Raw genomic sequence first — 19,116 nt, forward strand, 5'->3', positions numbered from 1 at the left:
CCGCGAGGAGACAGCGGCAGACTTCGCGTGTTACTTCGCGGGTGCCGGAGCCGAAGCGGGCACCGGCGTGGAGGCGCCGGGCACGGCCGAAGCCGAAGGCTTCACGGCGATCGGCGCCGAAGCCGAGGTGGGCGGCTTCGCTTGCGCGAGGCGGCGTTCCATCGGCGACTTCGATTCGATCACGGGCTTGCCTTGCAGCTTGTTGAGCGCCTGCTGGAGCATGAAGTCGTCGTTCGAGCCGAACTCGACCGGCTTGCGCTCGCGATCCTTCTGGCGCTGTTCCGGCGTCTTCTTGTCGTTCTGCTCTTCGAGCTGACGCAGCATGTCCATGCGTTCCTGCTCGCGCGTTTCCTGTTCCTTCTTCTCGTCCGGATCCTGGGTGTTCGCCAGGTGGTTCGAGTAGTCGACTTCGCGCGTGACGAGCGCGTCGTCCGGATCGCCGTCGGCGTACTGGTCGACCGCGACATCAGGACGGATGCCCTTGTTCTGGATCGAGCGGCCCGACGGCGTGTAGTAGTAGGCCGTGGTCAGACGCAGCGCGGTGTCGGCCGTCATCGGACGCACCGTTTGCACCGAACCCTTGCCGAAGGTGGTCTTGCCGATGATGAGCGCGCGCTTCTGGTCCTGCAGCGCGCCCGCGACGATTTCCGACGCCGACGCCGAGTAGGCGTTGGTCAGCACGATCATCGGCACGGTCTTGAACTCGGCCGCTTCGCCCTTGAGCGGGTCGCCGTCGAACGACGGCAGGCGGTAGTTCTCGTAGTTGTCGCGATAGACCTGCTTCGAATCGGGGATCTGGCCGTTCGTGGAGACGACGACCGAGTCCGCCGGCAGGAACGCGCCGGCCACGCCCACCGCGCTCTGCAGCAGACCGCCGCCGTTGTTGCGCAGGTCGAGAATGAGGCCCTTGAGGTTCGGTTCCTGACGCGCGATGTCCTGCAGCTTGGCCGCGAGGTCGGGCGTGGTGCGTTCCTGGAAGCTCGTGACGCGGATGTACGCGTAGCCCGGCGCCAGGATCTTCGACTTCACGCTCTGCACCTTGATGATGGCGCGCGTGATCGTGAGCGGGAAGGTGCGGTCGTCGGTCTTGCGGAAGATCGTGAGCGTGACCTTGGTGCCCGGGTCGCCGCGCATCTGCTTGACGGCCTGGTCGAGCGTCATGCCGCGCACGGGCTTGTCGTTGATGCGCGTGATGAGGTCGCCCGGACGAATGCCGGCGCGGAACGCGGGCGTGTCTTCGATCGGCGAAATCACCTTGATGAGGCCGTCTTCCGACGAAATTTCGATACCGAGGCCCGCGAAGCGACCCTTGGTCTGCTCCTGAAGCTCTTGATAGTCGGTCTTGTCGAGATAGGACGAGTGCGGGTCGAGGCTCGACACCATGCCCTTGATGGCGGCGGTGAGGAGCTTCTTGTCGTCGACCGGCGTGACGTACTCATGCTTGATCTGACCGAACACTTCGGCGAAGAGACGCAGCTGGTCGAGCGGCAGCGGCTCGATCACGGTCTGCTGGGTTTGCTGCGCCTCGGCGGAAATCTGCAGGGTGGCAAATACGCCGGTCGCGAGGCCAGCGGCGATCAGGCCAATGTTTTTCAGGTTCTTTCGCATAGAGATTGTTGCGTGCGGTCGAAGCGCGCGAGGGCGCGTGGGGCAGCGTCTAATGGAAAAGCGACGGACAAGTATAACTGCACACTTGCCGCGCCTGTGCATATGGCGCAAACGATGCGGTTAAGACAGCGGCGCGCGGGCGTGGTTCGCAAGTCGTGTGCCGCAAAGCCATGACTGGCGCGGCGATGGCGCGGCCCTGACGCACAACTGGCAGTTTTGCCAGACGCGCGGTGAAAAACGGGCAAGGCGCGCGGGCAACGGCGATCACGGCAACGGAAGCCGTGACGGAAGCGACGAACGCCGCGTGACGGTGGCCGCGCGGCGTTCGTGGTACTGCGATGGCGCTCGTTGTACCTTGCTGGCACGCGCGAGGCGAACGAGGCCGGGGTGGCGAGCTTAGCCCGCCTTCTTGCCCTGGTTCGCGACGGCCGCTTGGGCCTTCGCGATGGCTTCGGCGTCGCCGAGGTAGTAATGCTTGATCGGCTTGAGGTTTTCGTTGAGTTCGTAGACGAGCGGCACGCCGTTCGGGATGTTCAGGCCGACGATGTCGCTGTCCGAAATGCCGTCGAGATACTTCACGAGCGCGCGGATCGAGTTGCCGTGCGCGGCGATCACCACCTTCTTGCCGCCCTTGATGGCCGGTGCGATCGACTCGTTCCAGATCGGCATGACGCGCGCGACGGTATCCTTCAGGCACTCGGTGAGCGGCAGCTCTTCGCGCGGCACCTTCGCGTAGCGCGGGTCGTCATAGGCCGTGCGCGGATCGGTGGCTTCGAGCGCGGGCGGCGGCGTGTCGTAGCTGCGGCGCCAGACGAGCACCTGGTCGTCGCCGAACTTCGCCGCCGTTTCGGCCTTGTTCAGGCCCGAAAGCGCGCCGTAATGGCGTTCGTTCAGGCGCCACGAGTGGACCACGGGCAGGTACATGAGGTCCATTTCGTCCTGCACGTGCCAGAGCGTGCGGATCGCGCGCTTGAGCACCGAGGTGTAGGCGATGTCGAAGGTGTAGCCGGATTCCTTGAGCAGCTGGCCCGCCTGACGGGCTTCGCGGTTGCCCTGCTCGGTGAGGTCGACGTCCACCCAGCCGGTGAAGCGGTTTTCCTTGTTCCACGTCGATTCGCCGTGGCGGATGAGTACGAGTTTGTACATGAGGATGCCGGTCGGTAGTGAAGGAAGCGGTAATCGGGGACGGTTGCGGTGCGCGCGGTGCATACTGGCACGCGCGCTGCGGCGGACCTTCCCGCGGGCGCGCACCCGAGGCTGGGGGGCGGTCACCCTGCGACAAACGCTTATTTTATAATGAGCGGATTGCCTGAATCCGGTTTTCCGCGATTTCTCCGAATTTCTCTTTCACCGGCGGACCTTTCGTGACGTTCTTCACCAATTACATCAATCTTGTACTTATCGCGATCGTCCTCATCTCCGGGGGGATGCTCCTGTGGCCGACGCTCAAGCGCGGCGGCCGCGGCGGCGTGTCGGCCGGCGAGGCCACGCAGATGATCAACCGCCGCAACGCGGTCGTGATCGACCTGCGCTCCGCGGAAGAATTCGCGAAGGGCCACTTGCCTTCGGCGCGCCATATCGCCTTCGGCGAACTGGCGTCGAAAGCCGCTCAGCTCACGAAGAACAAGAGCACCCCGGTATTGCTGGTTTGCCAGACCGGCCAGCAATCGCACAAGGCCCTGCGCCTCGTGACGGAGGCCGGTTACGCCGACGCCCACGTGCTCGACGGCGGCGTGGACGCCTGGCAGAAGGCCGGCATGCCGGTCGTCAAATAAGGAGGTTCGAAGTGAACAAGGTTGTGATGTATAGCACCCAGGTGTGCCCGTATTGCCAGATGGCCGAACGTCTTTTAAAGTCGCGCGGCGTCGAGCACATCGAAAAGGTGCTGATCGACCGGGACCCGGCGCGGCGCGAAGAGATGATGACGCGCACCGGCCGGCGCACCGTGCCGCAGGTTTTCATCGGCGAGACGCATGTGGGCGGTTACGATGACCTCTCCGCGCTCGACCGCGCGGGCGGCCTCACGCCGCTGCTCGAAGCCGCCGCTTGAGGTCGGGGGCGCGCCGTTGTCGGGCGCGCTGCCGGCGCCGGGCGTCGCGGTGTAGCGCCGCAAGGTTTCGGCCCGCGCATGGACCGCAAGGTTCGCGCGGGCCTGTTGCCGTTCACCGGCAATCATTGCCGTAAGGCGGCCGCGTGTTCGTGCTGCGAGATGCCACGAAAACGAGGCCGTGATCCATTCAATCAGGGAAGCTAATCATCATGTCTGACGAGAACAACCAGCCGTTCTTCAACATCCAGCGCATCTACCTCAAGGACATGTCGCTCGAGCAGCCGAATTCGCCGGCTATCTTCCTTGAGCAGGACATGCCGTCGGTGGAAGTGGAAGTCGACGTCAAGGCCGAGCGCCTCGCCGAGTCCGTGTTCGAGATCCTCGTCACGGGTACGGTCACGGCCAAGGTCAAGGACAAGGTCGCGTTCCTGATCGAAGCCAAGCAAGCCGGTATCTTCGACATCCGCAACATTCCGGTCGAACAGGTCGACCCGCTCGTGGGCATCGCCTGCCCGACGATCCTGTTCCCGTACCTGCGCTCGAACATCGCCGACGCGATCACGCGTGCGGGCTTCCCGCCGATCCACCTCGCGGAAATCAACTTCCAGGCGCTCTACGAGCAACGTCTGCAGCAACTCGCGCAGCAGCCCGAAGGCGCGAGCAACGCCACGCACTGATCGCGCTGCGATCGTTGCTTGACTGACTTCACGAATCACCGGTGCGGAGTATCGGAATGAAAATCGCCGTTCTCGGCGCCGGAGCGTGGGGCACCGCGCTGGCAGGGCATCTGGCTCAGGCGCATGACACGGTGTTGTGGGCGCGCGATGGCGCGCTCGTCGACACGCTGCGCCAGACGCACGAAAACGCCCGCTATCTCGCCGGCGTCGCGCTGCCCGAATCCCTGCGCTATGAAACGGATCTCGCCGCCGCGCTCGACCATGGCTCGGGCGAGGCGGATCTCGTCGTGCTCGCCACGCCCGTCGCGGGCCTGCGCGACACGCTGCGTACCTTGCGCGACATGGGCCGTGTGCCCGCGCATTTCGTCTGGCTCTGCAAGGGCTTCGAAGCGGCGTCGCAATTGATGCCGCACCAGGTCGTCGCGGCCGAACTGACGGAGCACGCGAGCAATGGCGTCCTCTCGGGCCCGAGTTTCGCGCGCGAAGTGGGCGACGGCCTGCCGGTCGCGCTCACCGTGGCGAGCGCCTCGGCCGCCTGCCGCGAGCGTACGCTGGACGCGTTCCATCACCGCGCCATGCGCATCTATACCGGCGACGACGTCGTGGGCGTGGAAGTGGGCGGCGCGGTCAAGAACGTGCTCGCGATCGCGACCGGCATTTCCGACGGCCTCGGCCTCGGCCTCAACGCGCGCGCCGCGCTCATCACGCGCGGCCTCGCGGAAATGACGCGGCTCGGCGCCGCGCTCGGCGGCCGCGCCGAAACCTTCACGGGGCTCACGGGCCTCGGCGACCTCATTCTCACCGCCACGGGCGATCTCTCGCGCAACCGCACGGTTGGCAAGCAGCTCGCGAGCGGCCGCACACTCGACGACATTCTCGGCGCGCTCGGCCATGTCGCCGAAGGCGTACGCTGCGCGCAGGCGGTACTCGCGATCGCGCGCGCCCATGGCATCGACATGCCGATCACCGAGGCGGTCTGCGCCGTGCTGTTCGACGGCACCGCGCCGCGCGACGCCGTGAGCGCATTGCTCAGGCGCGACGCCAAGGCGGAATAGGGCGGCGCCGGCCGGGTTGACGTGGCCTGAGATAACTCGAGGCAACGCGATACAACGCGAGGCGGACGGTTTGCGCGGCGTCACCGCCGCGCGGGCTCGCGCCATGCTGGCAATGCCCGTTGATAGCGGCGCGCTAGCCGCGCTTCAGGCCGATCAGGAGGACCGTATGCTCACGCTCGCGAATTGCCGCATCGAGGCGCAAGCCGTCGACATCACCACGCTCGCCGTGGATGCCATCGTGAATGCCGCGAACGAGTCGCTGCTGGGCGGCGGCGGCGTGGATGGCGCGATTCACCGCGCCGCCGGTCCCGAATTGCTGCGCGAATGCGAGACGCTGCACGGCTGCCCGACCGGCGACGCCAAAATCACGCGCGGCTACCGTTTGCCCGCGAAACACGTCATCCACACGGTCGGACCGGTCTGGCACGGCGGCCACCGCGACGAAGCCTTCCTGCTGGCCGCCTGCTACCGGCGCTCGCTCGAAGTCGCGCACGAGGCGGGCGTGACGAGCCTCGCGTTTCCGGCGATCAGTTGCGGCGTGTATCGCTTTCCGCCGGACGAAGCCGTGCGGATCGCCGTGCAAACGGTGATCGACGGCCTGCCGCAATCGCCCAAACTCCGGCACGTGATCTTCGCGTGCTTCGATCAGCCCATGCTCGCGCGCTACGAGCAGGCGCTCGCCGCGCGCGCGAACGCCTGAGCCGGAAACGGCGCCTGTGCGGCTTATTCGCCGCCTTCGAAACCGGCCTGCCGCCACGCTTCGAACACCACCACCGCCACCGTATTCGACAGATTGAGGCTGCGATTGCCCGGCCGCATGGGCAGGCGCACGCGCTGTTCATTCGCGAAGCGGTCGAGCACCGCGTCGGGCAGGCCGCGCGTTTCCGCGCCGAACACGAACCAGTCGCCGGGCGTGAACGCGTGCGCGTGAAAACGCCCCGACCCGCGCGTCGTGAACGCGAACAGGCGCGCCGGGTCGGGCGTTTCGGCCGCGAGGAAGGCGTCCCAGTCGCGATGCACCTGCATTTGCGCGTATTCGTGATAGTCGAGGCCCGCGCGGCGCAGTTTGGCGTCGTCGAGCGGGAAGCCGAGCGGCTCGATCAGATGCAGCCGCGCGCCGGTGTTGGCGCACAGGCGGATCACGTTGCCGGTATTCGGGGGAATTTCCGGTTCGACCAGAACGACGTTGAACATGGCGATGGGACTCTCTGAAACGGGTAGACGAATGAGGGCTTTCAGTCCTTGGGCGTGCGCAGCGCGACGAAATTCGTCACGCGGCGGGCACCCGCGGCCTTGAGCGTGTGCGCGAGCGCGTCGAGCGTGGCGCCCGAGGTCATCACGTCGTCGACCACGCCCACGTGCGCGCCTTGCACGGCGCACTCGAGCGCCGGATCGAGCACGAACGCGCGGCCCACGTTGCGGCGGCGCGTGTCGCGATCGAGCTTCGATTGCGGCGCGGTGTGCAGCACGCGGCGCACGAGTGTGGCTTCCGCGCGCGCATTCAGATGTTGCGCGAGCGGCCGCGCGATAAGCCACGCCTGGTTGTAGCCGCGCTCGATCATGCGTTCACGCGACAGCGGCACGGGCACGACGAGGTCGGGCATGCCCTGCGCATCGAAGCTATCGTGCGCCAGACGCGCGAGCCGCCGCGCGAATTCTTCGCCGAGCGCGAGGCGCGCGCGAAACTTCAGGCCGAGCGCGAGCAGATCGAGCGGGGCGCGATAGTCGGCGAGCGCGAGCGTGGCGTCGAACGCGGGCGGCGACTGCGTGCACGCGCTACAGCGATAGCGCGCCGCCGCGTGCGATGCTGTGTGCGATTTTGCGTGCGATTGATCGGCTGTCCGAAATGCTCGCGAGAGCGGCACGGCGCACACGGTGCAGCGCAGGCGCGGCTCGTTCCAGTACGCGGCGTCGCAGGACACGCAAAGCGAGGCTCGCGACAAATTGCCGCATAATGAGCACCGGTTTGGAAACACCAGTGGCAGCACGAAGTGGGTGAGCCGCGGCCAGTGCGCGCGCGCTTGCCGGCAGGCGCGCGCGCACCGCGCGACGGCCGGGGCGCGAGACGCAGTTTTGCGCGCCGTGATTTGCGCCGTGATTCGCGCCGTGATCCGTGCCCGCTCCCGCGCGGGACTTCGCGCGGCGTCGGGCGCGGCGACGGGCGTCATGCACGAGGTGTCGGGCGGCGCGGCGCGGCGAGGCGCGGGGTCGGGCAAAACGGGCGGCGGCATCGAAAGCGGCCCGTGCGCGGGCTCGTTGAACTGAAAGGATGGGAGTGAGCGAGTATACTTCGCAGACTTCGCCAATACGATCGACATGTCCCCGTCTCCCGCAAGAACTGGCCGTCCGGACTATGAAACCGGACATTTGCGGCGCATCTTCGATCGCCGTGCGGCGACTTTCGACGAAGTCGCCTTCCTGCCGCGCGAAATTGCCCAGCGCATGCGCGAGCGCCTCGAATACATCAAGGTGAATCCCGCGAGCGTGCTCGACATCGGCTGCGGCGCGGGCGACGACCTGCCCGGCCTGCGCGAGCGCTTTCCCGAAGCGCCCGTGTTCGGCGCCGATCTCTCCCTCGCCATGCTGCAACGCGCGCGTGCGCACGACGCCGGCGACACCAGCTGGCGGCGCTTTCTGCCCGCGTCCGTCGGGCGTGCGCTCGGCGCGCGTGGTCCGCGTTTCGCGCAGGCCGACTTCGCCGAACTGCCGTTCGCGCACGGCGCCTTCGAACTGCTCTGGTCGAATCTCGCGCTGCACTGGCATCCGCGCCCGGACCTCGTGTTCGGCGAATGGCAGCGCGTGCTCAAGGTCGACGGTCTGCTGATGTTCAGCACGCTCGGCCCCGACACGCTCAAGCAGTTGCGCGGCGCGTTCGCCGAAGTCGAAGCCGCGCACGGCGTCGGCTCGCGCGCGCACGTGATCGATTTCGTCGACATGCACGATCTCGGCGACATGCTCGTCGAGAACGGCTTCGAAATTCCGGTGATGGATCAGGAAACGCTGACCGTCACCTACACGACGCCGGAGAAACTGCTCGCCGACGTGCGCCGTTGGGGCGCATACCCATTCGCGCGCGAGAGCGCTACCATCGCCGGTTCGCGACGGCTGCACCGCGCGCTGCTGGCGGCGCTCGAAGCGCGCCGCGCGACCGAAGGCCCGCATGCGGGCACGATCCCGCTGACCTTCGAGATCATCTACGGCCACGCATGGAAAGCCGTGCCGCGCACCACGGCCGAAGGTCACGGCATCGTGCGTATCGAAGATATCGGGCGCGGTCCGGCAAGGAATCGGTGACGTAATAAGGGGGCTTTCGTTATGCCTGAAATTAGCGCCTGAAAAGCTCTCGAATTTATCTCGAAAAATCGCTGAAATGCCCGCTGGTATTGGGTTTGCGGGAGTTTGAGGCTTGCTTGAAGGGCCTGGGGATCGCGCCTATAATGCGCAGGTCGCTACGCGGAAGGGTCCCCAAATCCGTATCTGCCCGCAGTTGTGCAAGGCGCGGCGCGGCGATAGTCTGAGGTTGTTGCAGTGGGGGAAGCGAACGATGCAGGCGTCTGATCTGCTGGCGAGTCCGGAGCCGGTCCTGCAGGACTGGCTCATGAAGCGCAACTGTTCGGTTTCGCCCAGGCAATTTGTGTTCTTCTATGTTTCGCTGGCGCTGGTCTCCATCGCGATCGCCGTTCTGTTGTTGATCCACGGCGCCTGGCTGGTTATGCCGTTCACCGGCATCGATCTGTTGGTAGTGGGCGGCGCATTCGTCATTCATGCGCGCCATGCTGTCGATTACGAACGTATCAGGCTTTATCCGAACCGGCTGGTGATCGAGCAGATGAGCGCCAACACGCTCACGCAGTTCGAATTCAATCCCCGCTGGGTCCGGGTCGAGCCGGGCGCGACCCCACGCGACCCGGTGCGTCTCGTGTCCCGCGGCCAGGCGGTCGCTGTCGGGTTGCATCTGCCGCACTATCGGCGTGCGCAGTTCGCGCGGGAACTGCGGACGTGGCTCGCGCGCGCGGGTTGAGTCGCAGCGTTTTCCTTGCGGCGCGAGTGGGGCTGGTTGCGTGCTCATCGAATGGACGAGCGCGTGGGACCCGATGCGCGGCGCATGCGTCCCAGGGGGCGCCCTGGTTGCAAAACCTTCCTGCGGGGCCGAGGGTTTGAATGGAAATTATGGGTAAGGAAGCTATGAAAACAATCAAGCGAGCCCTCATGGGCGTGCTGGCGTGCAGCGGATTTTTCGTCGCCGGCGCGGCACTCGCAGTGGGAGACAGCCCCGGCGGTCCCGCGGTCAACGAGATCAATCTCCAGCCGCCCGTTACGCGCATCGCCGAAGAGCTTTACAGCCTCCATACGATGATGCTGATCCTCTGCACGGTGATTTTCATCGGCGTGTTCGGCGTCATGTTCTATTCGATCTTTGCGCACCGCAAATCGAAGGGTCATCAGGCGGCGCACTTCCACGAGAGCACGACCGTCGAAATCATCTGGACGATCGTGCCGTTCGTGATCGTTGTGCTGATGGCGCTGCCGGCCACCAAGGCCGTGGTCGCGATGAAGGACACCTCGAACGCCGACCTCACCGTGAAGGTCACGGGTTATCAGTGGAAATGGGGTTACGACTACGTGAAGGGGCCGGGCGAGGGCATCAGCTTTCTCTCGACGCTGACCACGCCGCGCTCGGAAGTGAACGGCGAGGCGCCCATTACCGACACCTATCTGCAGGAAGTCGACAACCCGCTGGTCGTGCCCGTCAACAAGAAGATTCGCATCATCACCACGGCCAACGACGTGGTGCACTCGTGGTACGTGCCCGCGTTCGGCGTGAAGCAGGACGCGATTCCGGGCTTCGTGCGCGACACGTGGTTCAAGGCCGACAAGGTCGGCACCTATCGCGGCTTCTGCACGGAACTGTGCGGCAAGGAGCACGCGTACATGCCGGTGGTGGTCGAGGTGCTGTCCGACGACGACTATGCGAAGTGGGTGCAGACGCAAAAAGCCAAGCTCGCCGCCGCGGCCGACGACCCGAACAAGACCTACACGCTCGCCGAACTCAAGGAGCGCGGCGAGAAGGTCTACACGTCGAACTGCGCGGTGTGTCACCAGCCCACGGGCAAGGGCGCGGGGGCGTTCCCGGCGCTCGACGGCAGCAAGGTCGCGAACGGCCCGATCGCCGAACACGTGAGCATCGTGCTGCACGGCAAGAACGCCATGCCGTCGTGGGCGCCCACGTTGAACGACGTCGAGATCGCCTCGGTCATTACTTACGAGCGCAATTCGTGGGGCAACCATACGGGCGACGTGCTGCAACCGCGCCAGGTCGCGGACGCGCGTAACGGCAAGATGCCCGAAGGCGGCGATCACACGGCGGGCGCGGCGGGCGCGCCGGGCGGCGCGGATCAGGCGAGCGGCGCGGCGGCGGCCAGCGATGCGGCGGGCGCGAGCGGTGCGGCGGCATCGAGTGGCGCCAGCGGCGCCGATGCCGGTGCGGCCAGCGCTCCGGCGGCCAATACGGCGGCTAACAGCGCGGCCGCGAGCGGCGCGGGCGAAGCGTCGGGGGCGGCGCAGGCTTCGGCGAGTCTGCCGGCGAGCGTGTATTTCGCCGTCGGCAAGGCCACGCTGCCCGCCGACGCGAAAAGCGCGATCCAGGCGGCCGCCGACTACGCGAAGGCGCATCCGGACGCGAAGTTCACGCTCTCGGGTTTCACGGACGCGAGCGGCAAGGCCAACGCCAACGCCGACCTCGCCAAGCGCCGCGCGCAAGCCGTGCGCGACGCGCTGAAGGCGGCCGGCATCGCCGAGGACCATATCGTTCTCAAGAAGCCGGAAACGATCACGGGCGGCACGGACGCGAAGGAAGCGCGCCGCGTGGAAATCAGCCCGGCCGCGTAAGCCTTCACGCTGGCTACGCGTATCGACATACGCAGCATCAGGGTCGCAAGGAAGCTCGCAAACGACTACGCTGAGAGCAGGACGCGCCTGCACACGGCGCACGGAAGCACGCACGCAGAAGCACGCAGAATTCGCGGGACAGGCGCTGCACAAGTACAGAACAAGCAGTCAAACGCTGCAGTCAGAGACGCAAAGCTCACGCTTTGGCAATTAATGGGTCGCGGTCAGCGCGCAAGGCGCAACTGCGATCGACAGGAGATTAAGTCATGTCGACCATCGGACACGATGTTGCAGGCGGGCACGGTCACGAGCACGACGACCACGCGCATGCCACGCCTCACGGCTGGCGACGCTGGTTGCTCGCGACCAATCACAAGGACATCGGAACGCTGTATCTGATCTTCTCGTTCGTGATGTTTCTCTCGGGCGGCGTGATGGCGCTCGGCATTCGCGCCGAGCTGTTCGAGCCGGGCCTGCAGATCATGCGGCCCGAGTTCTTCAACCAGCTCACCACCATGCACGGCCTGATCATGGTGTTCGGCGCGATCATGCCCGCCTTCGTGGGCTTCGCGAACTGGATGGTGCCGCTGCAGATCGGCGCGTCGGACATGGCGTTCGCGCGCATGAACAACTTCAGCTTCTGGCTGCTGCCCGCCGCCGCGGTGCTGCTGGTGGGTTCGTTCTTCGCGCCGGGCGGCGCGACCGCCGCGGGCTGGACGCTCTACGCACCGCTCTCCACCCAGATGGGCCCCGGCATGGACTTCGCGATCTTCGCGGTGCACATCATGGGCGCCTCGTCGATCATGGGCGGCATCAACATCGTCGTGACCATCCTCAACATGCGCGCGCCGGGCATGACGCTCATGAAGATGCCGATGTTCGCGTGGACGTGGCTGATCACCGCGTACCTGCTGATCGCCGTGATGCCGGTGCTCGCGGGCGCGATCACGATGCTGCTGTTCGATCGCCATTTCGGCACGAGCTTCTTCAACGCGGCCGGCGGCGGCGACCCGGTCATGTACCAGCACATCTTCTGGTTCTTCGGGCACCCCGAGGTCTACATCATGATCTTGCCGGCGTTCGGGATCGTCTCGCAGGTGATTCCGGCGTTCTCGCGCAAGCCGCTGTTCGGCTATAGCTCGATGGTGTACGCCACGGCTTCCATCGCCATTCTGTCGTTCATGGTGTGGGCGCACCACATGTTCGCGACCGGCATGCCGGTCACGGGCCAGCTGTTCTTCATGTACGCGACCATGCTGATCGCCGTGCCCACGGGCGTGAAGGTGTTCAACTGGGTCGCCACCATGTGGCGCGGCTCGCTCACCTTCGAAACGCCGATGCTGTGGGCCGTGGGCTTCCTGATCGTGTTCACGTTCGGCGGTCTTTCGGGTCTGATGCTCGCGATGGCGCCGCTCGACATCCAGTATCACGGCACCTATTTCGTGGTCGCGCATTTCCATTACGTGCTGGTCGCGGGGTCGCTGTTCGCGCTGTTTTCGGGGTGGTACTACTGGTCGCCCAAATGGACCGGCTGGATGTACAACGAGATGCGCGGCAAGATCCACTTCTGGTGCTCGCTGATCTTCTTCAACCTCGCCTTCCTGCCGATGCACTTCGTCGGGCTCGCGGGCATGCCGCGCCGCTACGCGGATTACCCGGCGCAATTCACCGACTGGAACCAGGTCATCACGATCGGCGCGTTCGGCTTCGGGCTCTCGCAGGTGTACTTCCTGTTCGCGGTGGCGCTGCCCGTGTATCGCGGCGGCGGCGAACTCGAGAAAGCCGGCGACAAGCCGTGGGATGGCGCGACGGGTCTCGAGTGGACCGTGCCGAGCCCGGCGCCGTTCCACACGTTCGAAAATCCGCCGACGGTGGAATGAGCCACGTGTCGACGCAAAAAGCGATGCCCGAAGACAAACCCACGCGACGCACGCCCGCGCAGATCCGCGCGGGCAACCGGCGGCTCGGGCTCGTCCTGCTGATCGTGGTCGCCGCTTTTTTCGCGGCGGCCATCGTGAAACAGCTGTATTTCAGCGCGCACTGACAGGAGCGCGAGAACCGTAAGAGGACGTCCGATGTCCACGCAGCACGCGCATAGCGACCGCGCGTTCAACCGGTCGATGCTGTTCAAGCTCATCGTCGTGGCGTTGCTGATGTTCGGCTTCGGCTTCGCGCTCGTTCCCATGTATCGCGCGATCTGCCAGGTCACCGGCATCAACAACCTCGTGCAGCGCGACGCCACCGAGGCCGAGGCGCGCAACACGCAGGTGGACATGACGCGCACGGTGTCGGTGGAGTTCGACGCGAACGCGCGCGGGCTGCTCGGCTTCAAGCCGGAGCAGTCGAGCCTCGACGTGCATCCGGGCGAGGTCATGACGGTGATGTACGACATTTCGAACAACGAAGGACGCACGATCGACGCGCAGGCCATTCCGAGCTACGCGCCGAAGCAGGCGACCGAGTATTTCCGCAAGATCCAGTGCTTCTGCTTCACGCAGCAGACCTTGCAGGCGAACGAAACGAAGCGCATGCCGGTGGTGTTCGTCGTCGACCCGAAGCTGCCGAAAGACGTGAAAACGATCACGCTGTCGTACACGTTCTTCGAGCTGAACAAGCCGGCGGTGGCGAAAGCGCCGAAGCAGTCGGCGGGCGCTTGACGGATGACAAACCCCCGGGATGACGAAACCCGCGGGATGACGAAACCCGCGCCGCATGGAGGGCGCCCATGAGCGACGAAGGCGATGCGCAACGGCCGCCCGCGAAAAAGGGCGGCGTGCTGCAGGTGATGAAAGCGGTGGCGTGGTCGTTTCTGGGCGTGCGCAAACGCGCCGACCTCGAAGCCGACGCCGCGCAACTGCATCCCGCGCATCTCATCATCGCGGGGCTGGTGGGCGCGGCGCTTTTCATCGTCGTGCTGCTGTTGATCGTGCATGCGGTGGTGGGCTGAAGCATGCCGGATGCATCGGCAGGACAACTGAATAACTGACAACGCAGAGACAGCCGGCTGCGGCCGGAAACCGGAAATTGGAGAATCAGGCATGAGCGGTCAAAACGAAAGCCCGTACTACTTCGTTCCGCATCCGTCGCGGCACCCGATCAGCGCAGCCATTGGCCTGCTGGTCATGCTCTCGTCGCTGGCGTCGTGGATCAACGGCGAATCGTGGGCGCCCATCGGCGTCGTCATCGGCCTGTTGTGGCTGCTCTTCACGCTCTGGCACTGGTTCGGCGACGCCATCGCCGAGTCCGAGGGCGGGATGTACGGCAAACGCGTCGACGTCTCGTATCGCTGGAGCATGAGCTGGTTCATCTTCTCCGAGGTGATGTTCTTCGGCGCGTTCTTCGGCGCGCTGTTCTACGCGCGCGCGATCGCGCTGCATCAGCTCGGCAGCCTCGACTACAAGCTGATCTGGCCGGACTTCAGCGCGGTGTGGCCGAACACGGGGCCCGCGGAACTCGTCTCGCACTTCCGCTCGATGACGCCGTGGCCCGTGCCGACCATCAACACGGCGCTGCTGCTTTCCTCGGGCGCGACGCTCACGGTGTCGCATCACGCGTTGCGCGAGGATCATCGCAAGAAGGCCATCGCGTGGCTCGCGGCAACCATCGTGCTCGGCATCTGCTTTCTGTTCCTGCAGGCCTTCGAGTACATCCACGCGTATGGCGAACTGAATCTCACGCTCGCCTCGGGCGTCTACGGCTCCACGTTCTTCCTGCTCACGGGCTTCCACGGTTTCCACGTGTTCCTCGGCGGCACGATGCTCACGGTGGTGCTGGTCCGCATGATTCGCGGCCACTTCACGGCCGATCATCACTTCGCGTTCGAAGGCGCCGCGTGGTACTGGCACTTTGTCGACGTGGTGTGGCTCGGCCTTTACGTCGTCGTGTACTGGTTGTGACGAGCTTGCCGTGCCGATGCGGATGTGATGCCGATGCGCGCGTGCAGCGCCTCGTCATGCGGTGAAATGCAAAAGGCGCCGCCCGACTGAGTCGGCGCGGCGCCTTCTGGTTTTATGCCGGTTTTATGCCGATGGCGCTTCGCTCAGCGCCCGTACGGAATGCCGGTGGATTGAATCCAGCCCATCCAGTGCGCGAAGAGAATGAAGAGAAACAGCGAGATGGACAGGCCCACGCGTGTGGCGAGCGACCAGACCATCCGCTTGGTGCGGCCCCGGTCGTGCATCATGAAATAGAGCGCCGAGATCATGCTGGCGATGATCAGCGCGAACGCCACGGGAACGAGTATGTGCATGAAGCTCACGGAATTGGGCATGCCTGAAAACGCCTGTCTCATTATCGCACCGCGTCGCGTCACGCGGGGTTCGATCACCGCTATGTGCCGCATCGGACATACCCGATGAAGATTCGTCTCGTTCCCGCGCTGCTCATCCTGATCGTGATGGCCGTGACGATCCGGCTTGGGTTCTGGCAGCGCGACCGCGCGCATCAGAAGGAGGCGTTGCAGGCGCAGATTACGCAGTACGAAACATCGGCGCCGCAAACGGTGGGTGCCGCGCCGCTCGCGTTGAAGGACATTCAGTTTCATCGCGTGCGCGCGAGCGGCACGTTTATGCCCGCGCAGGTGGTGTATCTCGACAATCGTCCCTATAACGACCAGCCAGGCTTTTACGTGGTGATGCCGCTTAAACTCGCAGGCGGCGGCGTCGTGCTCGTGAACCGCGGCTGGTTGCCGCGCAACATGGCGGTCCGCACGGCGATCGCGCCCTACGAAACGCCCACGGGCGTGGTGGAAGTGGAGGGCATCGCGCGTGCGGACGCCACGCGCGCGTTCGAACTGGGTGCGAACGGCTCTGCAGCGCATCAGAAAATTCGGCAGAATCTCGGCGTCGCTTCCTACGCAGCGGAAACCGGGTTGCCGCTGCAACCGTTCGTGATCCAGCAAACCGGCTTCGTGCCGGCCTTCAAGGACGGGCTCGTGCGCGACTGGCCGGTGCCCGACACCGACGTCGAGCGCAATTACGGCTACATGCTCCAGTGGTGGGGCATGGCGCTCGCAGCGTTGCTTTTTGGTCTCTACGCGGCCCGCAAGGCTGCGACAAAAGCGCGCACTGGCGAGCCGGACCCGGGCCCGCATCTCAATGGGCACATGGACAACTGAAGCGAGGTTTCCCGAGAGTGTCGACGCAAACATCCCAACCCGCCCAACCCGCGCAGGTCGCCATGCAACGTAGCCGAGGCTCGTGGCGGCGCGGCCGCTGGACGCTGCTGCTCATCGCGCTGATCTGCGGCGCGCCCATCGCCTTGTCGTACTTCACGTACTACGTGATCAAGCCGAAGGGCGGCACCACGAGCTACGGCACGCTGATCGAGCCGCAACGGCCCATTCCCGAAGCTCTCACGGTCACGGGCGACGACGGCCGCGCCGTGCCGCTCGCCTCGCTGCGCGGGCGCTGGCTGATGATTTCCGTCGATGGCGGCGCGTGCGACGAAGCCTGCGCGACCAAGCTCTACTTCATGCGCCAGGTGCGCGCGACGCAAGGCGCGGAGCGCGAGCGGGTGGTCACGGTCTGGCTGCGCACCGATAACGCCGCCGTGCCCGACAAGATCAAGGGCGCGTACCCGGACACGCGCATGCTGCGCGCCGGCGCGCCCGCGCTCGCGCAATGGCTGCCCGCCACGGACACGACGAAGGACACCGACCATATCTATCTCGTCGATCCGAACGGCAATCTCATGATGCGTTTTCCCGCCCAGGCCGATCCGTCAAAGATCAAGCAGGACGTCACAAAACTCCTCAAGTGGTCCAGCATCGGTTAAGGTGCGCAGCGCCGTCTGACAGAAAAGAGTACGCAAGATGTTTATCCTGGAGCTGGGCCTGATCGGCCTGTGCATCGCGTTGCTGCCCTTGTCCTGGGTCTGGGTCAAGGCCGACGACAACAAATTCCGCAAGCTCGTGTGGCTCACGACCTTCATGACGCTGGACCTCGTGATGTTCGGCGGATTCACACGTCTCACCGACTCGGGCCTCGGCTGCCCCGACTGGCCGGGCTGCTACGGCACGTCCTCGCCGTTCATCGCGCACGCGCAGATCGCCGCCGCGCATCTCGCGATGCCGAGCGGGCCCGTGAGCTTCTCGAAGGCGTGGATCGAGATGATCCATCGCTATTTCGCCATGGCGATCGGCGTGCTGATCATCGCGCAGATGGCCATCGCGTGGCGCGCGCGCATCAAGCGCTGGCCGCTCCACGTTTCGCCGTGGTGGCCCACGGCGCTGCTCGGCCTGATCGTCGTGCAGGGCGTGTTCGGCGCGTGGACCGTGACGATGAAGCTGCAACCCGTGATCGTCACCACACACTTGCTGCTCGGCCTCACGCTGCTCGGCTCGCTCGCCTGGCTCGCGGCGCGCATCACGCCGCTGCCCGCGTTCGAGCCCGAGGTCGCGCGCTGGCGCGTGGCGGCGCTGGCGGCGCTCGCGCTGCTCGTGGTGCAGATCGCGCTGGGCGGCTGGGTGAGCACCAACTACGCGGTGCTCGCCTGCACCGACTTCCCGACCTGCAACGGCGCCTGGATTCCACCGATGGACTTCCAGCACGGCTTCCATCTGTGGCGCGCGCTCGGCATGGACGGCAACGGCGACGTCATCACGCAAGACGCGCTCGTCGCGATTCACTGGACCCACCGCACGTTCGCCTTCGTGGTGATCGCATATCTGCTATGGTTCGCCTTCGAAATGCGGCGCTTTGCCTCGCTGCGGCGTCCTGCCAACTGGGTCATCATCGTGATTGCGGTCCAGTTTCTGACCGGACTGTCGAATATCGTGCTTCAGTGGCCGCTGCCTGTTGCAGTCGCGCACAACGGTGGCGCGGCGATCCTGCTGCTTTTGATCGTCGTGCTAAACTTTCGAATTGCTTGTAACCGCCCCGGTCGCGCCTTCCTCCCCGCGCGCGACACCGCCGCGGTGTGATCCCGCCCCATGGAAAGTACAACCCTATCCCAAACGCCCGGCAGCCGGATTTCCCAATATCTGGCGCTTACCAAGCCGCGCGTGACGCAACTGGCCGTGTTTTGCGCCGTCATCGGCATGTTTCTCGCCGTGCCGGGCATGGTGCCCTGGAAACAGCTGATCGGCGGTACTGTCGGCATCTGGCTGACGGCCGGCGCGGCCTTCGCCATCAACTGTCTCGTCGAACAAAAAGTGGACGCGCGCATGCGCCGCACCGCATGGCGCCCTTCGGCGCGCGGTGAGATCACGAGCCGGCAGATCCTGCTGTTCTCGGCCGTGATCGGCGGCCTCGGCATGTGGGTGCTCTACACGTTCACGAACCCGCTCACCATGTGGCTCACGGTCGCGACCTTTATTGGCTACGCGATCATCTACACGCTGCTGCTCAAGCCGGCCACGCCGCAGAACATCGTGATCGGCGGCGCCTCGGGCGCCATGCCGCCCGCGCTCGGCTGGGCTGCCGTCACGGGTCACGTGCCCGGCGACGCCTGGATTCTCGTGCTGATCATCTTCGTGTGGACGCCGCCGCATTTCTGGGCGCTCGCGCTGTATCGCCGCAAGGATTACGAGGCCGCCGGCCTGCCCATGCTGCCCAATACGCACGGCGAGAAGTACACGCGCCTGCACATCCTGCTGTACACGATCATCCTGTTCTGCGTCACGCTGATGCCGTACATCTCGGGCATGAGCGGCCTGCTGTATCTCGCTTCGGCCGTACTGCTCGGCGCGGTGTTCCTCGCCTACGCGTGGAAGATCTACGTCGAATATTCCGACCTGCTTGCACGCAAGACCTTCCGCTATTCGATCGTTTATCTGTCGATCCTGTTCGTTGCGCTGCTCGTGGATCACTACGTGCACGCGATCATCGCCGCGTAA

General features: G+C 65.4%; 22 protein-coding genes. 17 read left to right on the forward strand and 5 right to left on the reverse strand.

All coding sequences use genetic code 11. The annotated features are described in order from the left end of the window. Nucleotides 1-30: 30 nt before the first annotated feature. Both FAZ98_RS01180 and gpmA read right to left on the reverse strand, forming a co-directional pair. The gene (locus FAZ98_RS01180) at nucleotides 31-1,608 is read right to left on the reverse strand and encodes a S41 family peptidase (RefSeq protein WP_158947993.1); all 1,578 of its coding nucleotides are present in this window, start codon (nucleotides 1,606-1,608) and stop codon (nucleotides 31-33) included. Between the two features lie 396 nt (nucleotides 1,609-2,004). Continuing rightward, complete coding sequence (gene gpmA / locus FAZ98_RS01185) at nucleotides 2,005-2,754, reverse strand: 2,3-diphosphoglycerate-dependent phosphoglycerate mutase (RefSeq protein ID WP_158947995.1); 750 nt, start codon at nucleotides 2,752-2,754, stop codon at nucleotides 2,005-2,007. Between the two features lie 218 nt (nucleotides 2,755-2,972). On the opposite strand from gpmA, the gene FAZ98_RS01190 reads away from it, so the two are divergent. The 5 genes from FAZ98_RS01190 (at nucleotide 2,973) to FAZ98_RS01210 (ending at nucleotide 6,090) form a co-directional block, all read left to right on the forward strand. Then, nucleotides 2,973-3,383, forward strand: coding sequence for a rhodanese-like domain-containing protein (locus FAZ98_RS01190; protein ID WP_158947997.1), 411 nt, complete (start codon nucleotides 2,973-2,975; stop codon nucleotides 3,381-3,383). 11 nt (nucleotides 3,384-3,394) lie between these two features. Further along, the gene (gene grxC, locus FAZ98_RS01195) at nucleotides 3,395-3,658 is read left to right on the forward strand and encodes a glutaredoxin 3 (RefSeq protein ID WP_158947999.1); all 264 of its coding nucleotides are present in this window, start codon (nucleotides 3,395-3,397) and stop codon (nucleotides 3,656-3,658) included. Nucleotides 3,659-3,867: 209 nt separating this feature from the next. Continuing rightward, nucleotides 3,868-4,335 (forward strand): protein-export chaperone SecB, encoded by a 468-nt coding sequence (gene secB / locus FAZ98_RS01200; RefSeq protein ID WP_158948001.1) that lies wholly within the window; start codon nucleotides 3,868-3,870, stop codon nucleotides 4,333-4,335. Between the two features lie 56 nt (nucleotides 4,336-4,391). Then, nucleotides 4,392-5,390 (forward strand): NAD(P)H-dependent glycerol-3-phosphate dehydrogenase, encoded by a 999-nt coding sequence (locus tag FAZ98_RS01205; protein ID WP_158948003.1) that lies wholly within the window; start codon nucleotides 4,392-4,394, stop codon nucleotides 5,388-5,390. Between the two features lie 166 nt (nucleotides 5,391-5,556). Next, nucleotides 5,557-6,090, forward strand: coding sequence for an O-acetyl-ADP-ribose deacetylase (locus FAZ98_RS01210; RefSeq protein WP_158948005.1), 534 nt, complete (start codon nucleotides 5,557-5,559; stop codon nucleotides 6,088-6,090). A gap of 23 nt (nucleotides 6,091-6,113) precedes the next feature. Here FAZ98_RS01210 and trmL read toward each other — a convergent pair whose 3' ends face one another. Both trmL and FAZ98_RS01220 read right to left on the reverse strand, forming a co-directional pair. Further along, entirely contained in the window at nucleotides 6,114-6,584 is a 471-nt protein-coding gene (trmL, locus tag FAZ98_RS01215; protein ID WP_158948007.1) for a tRNA (uridine(34)/cytosine(34)/5-carboxymethylaminomethyluridine(34)-2'-O)-methyltransferase TrmL, read from the reverse strand. Nucleotides 6,585-6,625: 41 nt separating this feature from the next. Then, the gene (locus FAZ98_RS01220; protein ID WP_407672068.1) at nucleotides 6,626-7,477 is read right to left on the reverse strand and encodes a ComF family protein; all 852 of its coding nucleotides are present in this window, start codon (nucleotides 7,475-7,477) and stop codon (nucleotides 6,626-6,628) included. Between the two features lie 229 nt (nucleotides 7,478-7,706). Here FAZ98_RS01220 and FAZ98_RS01225 point away from each other — a divergent pair, with 229 nt between their 5' ends. The 8 genes from FAZ98_RS01225 to FAZ98_RS01260 all read left to right on the forward strand — a co-directional run bounded on the left by FAZ98_RS01225 (nucleotide 7,707) and on the right by FAZ98_RS01260 (nucleotide 15,175). Further along, nucleotides 7,707-8,684 carry a methyltransferase domain-containing protein gene (locus tag FAZ98_RS01225; protein WP_158948009.1) on the forward strand — a complete coding sequence of 326 codons (978 nt, stop codon included), beginning with the start codon at nucleotides 7,707-7,709 and terminating at the stop codon, nucleotides 8,682-8,684. Nucleotides 8,685-8,934: 250 nt separating this feature from the next. Next, nucleotides 8,935-9,411, forward strand: coding sequence for a DUF2244 domain-containing protein (locus tag FAZ98_RS01230; RefSeq protein WP_158948011.1), 477 nt, complete (start codon nucleotides 8,935-8,937; stop codon nucleotides 9,409-9,411). Nucleotides 9,412-9,551: 140 nt separating this feature from the next. After that, entirely contained in the window at nucleotides 9,552-11,279 is a 1,728-nt protein-coding gene (gene coxB / locus FAZ98_RS01235) for a cytochrome c oxidase subunit II (RefSeq protein WP_158948013.1), read from the forward strand. Between the two features lie 266 nt (nucleotides 11,280-11,545). Beyond that, on the forward strand, nucleotides 11,546-13,159 hold the full coding sequence (ctaD, locus tag FAZ98_RS01240) for a cytochrome c oxidase subunit I (protein WP_158948015.1): 1,614 nt from the start codon (nucleotides 11,546-11,548) through the stop codon (nucleotides 13,157-13,159). A gap of 23 nt (nucleotides 13,160-13,182) precedes the next feature. Beyond that, the gene (locus FAZ98_RS01245) at nucleotides 13,183-13,323 is read left to right on the forward strand and encodes a cytochrome oxidase small assembly protein (protein ID WP_158951820.1); all 141 of its coding nucleotides are present in this window, start codon (nucleotides 13,183-13,185) and stop codon (nucleotides 13,321-13,323) included. Between the two features lie 31 nt (nucleotides 13,324-13,354). Further along, the gene (locus tag FAZ98_RS01250; RefSeq protein WP_158948017.1) at nucleotides 13,355-13,936 is read left to right on the forward strand and encodes a cytochrome c oxidase assembly protein; all 582 of its coding nucleotides are present in this window, start codon (nucleotides 13,355-13,357) and stop codon (nucleotides 13,934-13,936) included. Nucleotides 13,937-14,004: 68 nt separating this feature from the next. Next, nucleotides 14,005-14,226, forward strand: coding sequence for a DUF2970 domain-containing protein (locus FAZ98_RS01255; RefSeq protein ID WP_158948019.1), 222 nt, complete (start codon nucleotides 14,005-14,007; stop codon nucleotides 14,224-14,226). Between the two features lie 91 nt (nucleotides 14,227-14,317). After that, complete coding sequence (locus FAZ98_RS01260; protein ID WP_158948021.1) at nucleotides 14,318-15,175, forward strand: cytochrome c oxidase subunit 3; 858 nt, start codon at nucleotides 14,318-14,320, stop codon at nucleotides 15,173-15,175. Nucleotides 15,176-15,318: 143 nt separating this feature from the next. On the opposite strand, the gene FAZ98_RS01265 is transcribed toward FAZ98_RS01260, so the two are convergent. Continuing rightward, complete coding sequence (locus FAZ98_RS01265; RefSeq protein ID WP_028201826.1) at nucleotides 15,319-15,528, reverse strand: twin transmembrane helix small protein; 210 nt, start codon at nucleotides 15,526-15,528, stop codon at nucleotides 15,319-15,321. A gap of 105 nt (nucleotides 15,529-15,633) precedes the next feature. On the opposite strand from FAZ98_RS01265, the gene FAZ98_RS01270 reads away from it, so the two are divergent. The 4 genes from FAZ98_RS01270 to cyoE all read left to right on the forward strand — a co-directional run bounded on the left by FAZ98_RS01270 (nucleotide 15,634) and on the right by cyoE (nucleotide 19,116). Then, a complete protein-coding gene (locus tag FAZ98_RS01270; protein WP_158948023.1) occupies nucleotides 15,634-16,395 on the forward strand; it encodes an SURF1 family protein in 762 nt (253 codons plus the stop codon). 62 nt (nucleotides 16,396-16,457) lie between these two features. Next, entirely contained in the window at nucleotides 16,458-17,054 is a 597-nt protein-coding gene (locus FAZ98_RS01275) for an SCO family protein (RefSeq protein WP_158948025.1), read from the forward strand. A 37-nt stretch (nucleotides 17,055-17,091) separates the two neighbouring features. Next, the gene (locus FAZ98_RS01280; RefSeq protein ID WP_158948027.1) at nucleotides 17,092-18,201 is read left to right on the forward strand and encodes a COX15/CtaA family protein; all 1,110 of its coding nucleotides are present in this window, start codon (nucleotides 17,092-17,094) and stop codon (nucleotides 18,199-18,201) included. 9 nt (nucleotides 18,202-18,210) lie between these two features. Continuing rightward, nucleotides 18,211-19,116 carry a heme o synthase gene (gene cyoE / locus FAZ98_RS01285; protein WP_158948029.1) on the forward strand — a complete coding sequence of 302 codons (906 nt, stop codon included), beginning with the start codon at nucleotides 18,211-18,213 and terminating at the stop codon, nucleotides 19,114-19,116.

This window comes from Paraburkholderia acidisoli, from assembly GCF_009789675.1.
GTDB classification, from domain to species: Bacteria; Pseudomonadota; Gammaproteobacteria; order Burkholderiales; family Burkholderiaceae; genus Paraburkholderia; species Paraburkholderia acidisoli.

Excerpts from the sequence above, each read along its gene's own strand:
- FAZ98_RS01180 (WP_158947993.1), bottom strand. The coding sequence starts at position 1,608 with ATGCGAAAGAACCTGAAAAACATTGGCCTGATCGCCGCTGGCCTCGCG.
- gpmA (WP_158947995.1), bottom strand. The coding sequence starts at position 2,754 with ATGTACAAACTCGTACTCATCCGCCACGGCGAATCGACGTGGAACAAG.
- secB (WP_158948001.1), top strand. The coding sequence starts at position 3,868 with ATGTCTGACGAGAACAACCAGCCGTTCTTCAACATCCAGCGCATCTAC.
- FAZ98_RS01205 (WP_158948003.1), top strand. The coding sequence starts at position 4,392 with ATGAAAATCGCCGTTCTCGGCGCCGGAGCGTGGGGCACCGCGCTGGCA.
- FAZ98_RS01210 (WP_158948005.1), top strand. The coding sequence starts at position 5,557 with ATGCTCACGCTCGCGAATTGCCGCATCGAGGCGCAAGCCGTCGACATC.
- trmL (WP_158948007.1), bottom strand. The coding sequence starts at position 6,584 with ATGTTCAACGTCGTTCTGGTCGAACCGGAAATTCCCCCGAATACCGGC.
- FAZ98_RS01225 (WP_158948009.1), top strand. The coding sequence starts at position 7,707 with ATGTCCCCGTCTCCCGCAAGAACTGGCCGTCCGGACTATGAAACCGGA.
- FAZ98_RS01230 (WP_158948011.1), top strand. The coding sequence starts at position 8,935 with ATGCAGGCGTCTGATCTGCTGGCGAGTCCGGAGCCGGTCCTGCAGGAC.
- coxB (WP_158948013.1), top strand. The coding sequence starts at position 9,552 with ATGGAAATTATGGGTAAGGAAGCTATGAAAACAATCAAGCGAGCCCTC.
- ctaD (WP_158948015.1), top strand. The coding sequence starts at position 11,546 with ATGTCGACCATCGGACACGATGTTGCAGGCGGGCACGGTCACGAGCAC.
- FAZ98_RS01245 (WP_158951820.1), top strand. The coding sequence starts at position 13,183 with ATGCCCGAAGACAAACCCACGCGACGCACGCCCGCGCAGATCCGCGCG.
- FAZ98_RS01250 (WP_158948017.1), top strand. The coding sequence starts at position 13,355 with ATGTCCACGCAGCACGCGCATAGCGACCGCGCGTTCAACCGGTCGATG.
- FAZ98_RS01255 (WP_158948019.1), top strand. The coding sequence starts at position 14,005 with ATGAGCGACGAAGGCGATGCGCAACGGCCGCCCGCGAAAAAGGGCGGC.
- FAZ98_RS01260 (WP_158948021.1), top strand. The coding sequence starts at position 14,318 with ATGAGCGGTCAAAACGAAAGCCCGTACTACTTCGTTCCGCATCCGTCG.
- FAZ98_RS01265 (WP_028201826.1), bottom strand. The coding sequence starts at position 15,528 with ATGCACATACTCGTTCCCGTGGCGTTCGCGCTGATCATCGCCAGCATG.
- FAZ98_RS01270 (WP_158948023.1), top strand. The coding sequence starts at position 15,634 with ATGAAGATTCGTCTCGTTCCCGCGCTGCTCATCCTGATCGTGATGGCC.
- FAZ98_RS01275 (WP_158948025.1), top strand. The coding sequence starts at position 16,458 with ATGCAACGTAGCCGAGGCTCGTGGCGGCGCGGCCGCTGGACGCTGCTG.
- FAZ98_RS01280 (WP_158948027.1), top strand. The coding sequence starts at position 17,092 with ATGTTTATCCTGGAGCTGGGCCTGATCGGCCTGTGCATCGCGTTGCTG.
- cyoE (WP_158948029.1), top strand. The coding sequence starts at position 18,211 with ATGGAAAGTACAACCCTATCCCAAACGCCCGGCAGCCGGATTTCCCAA.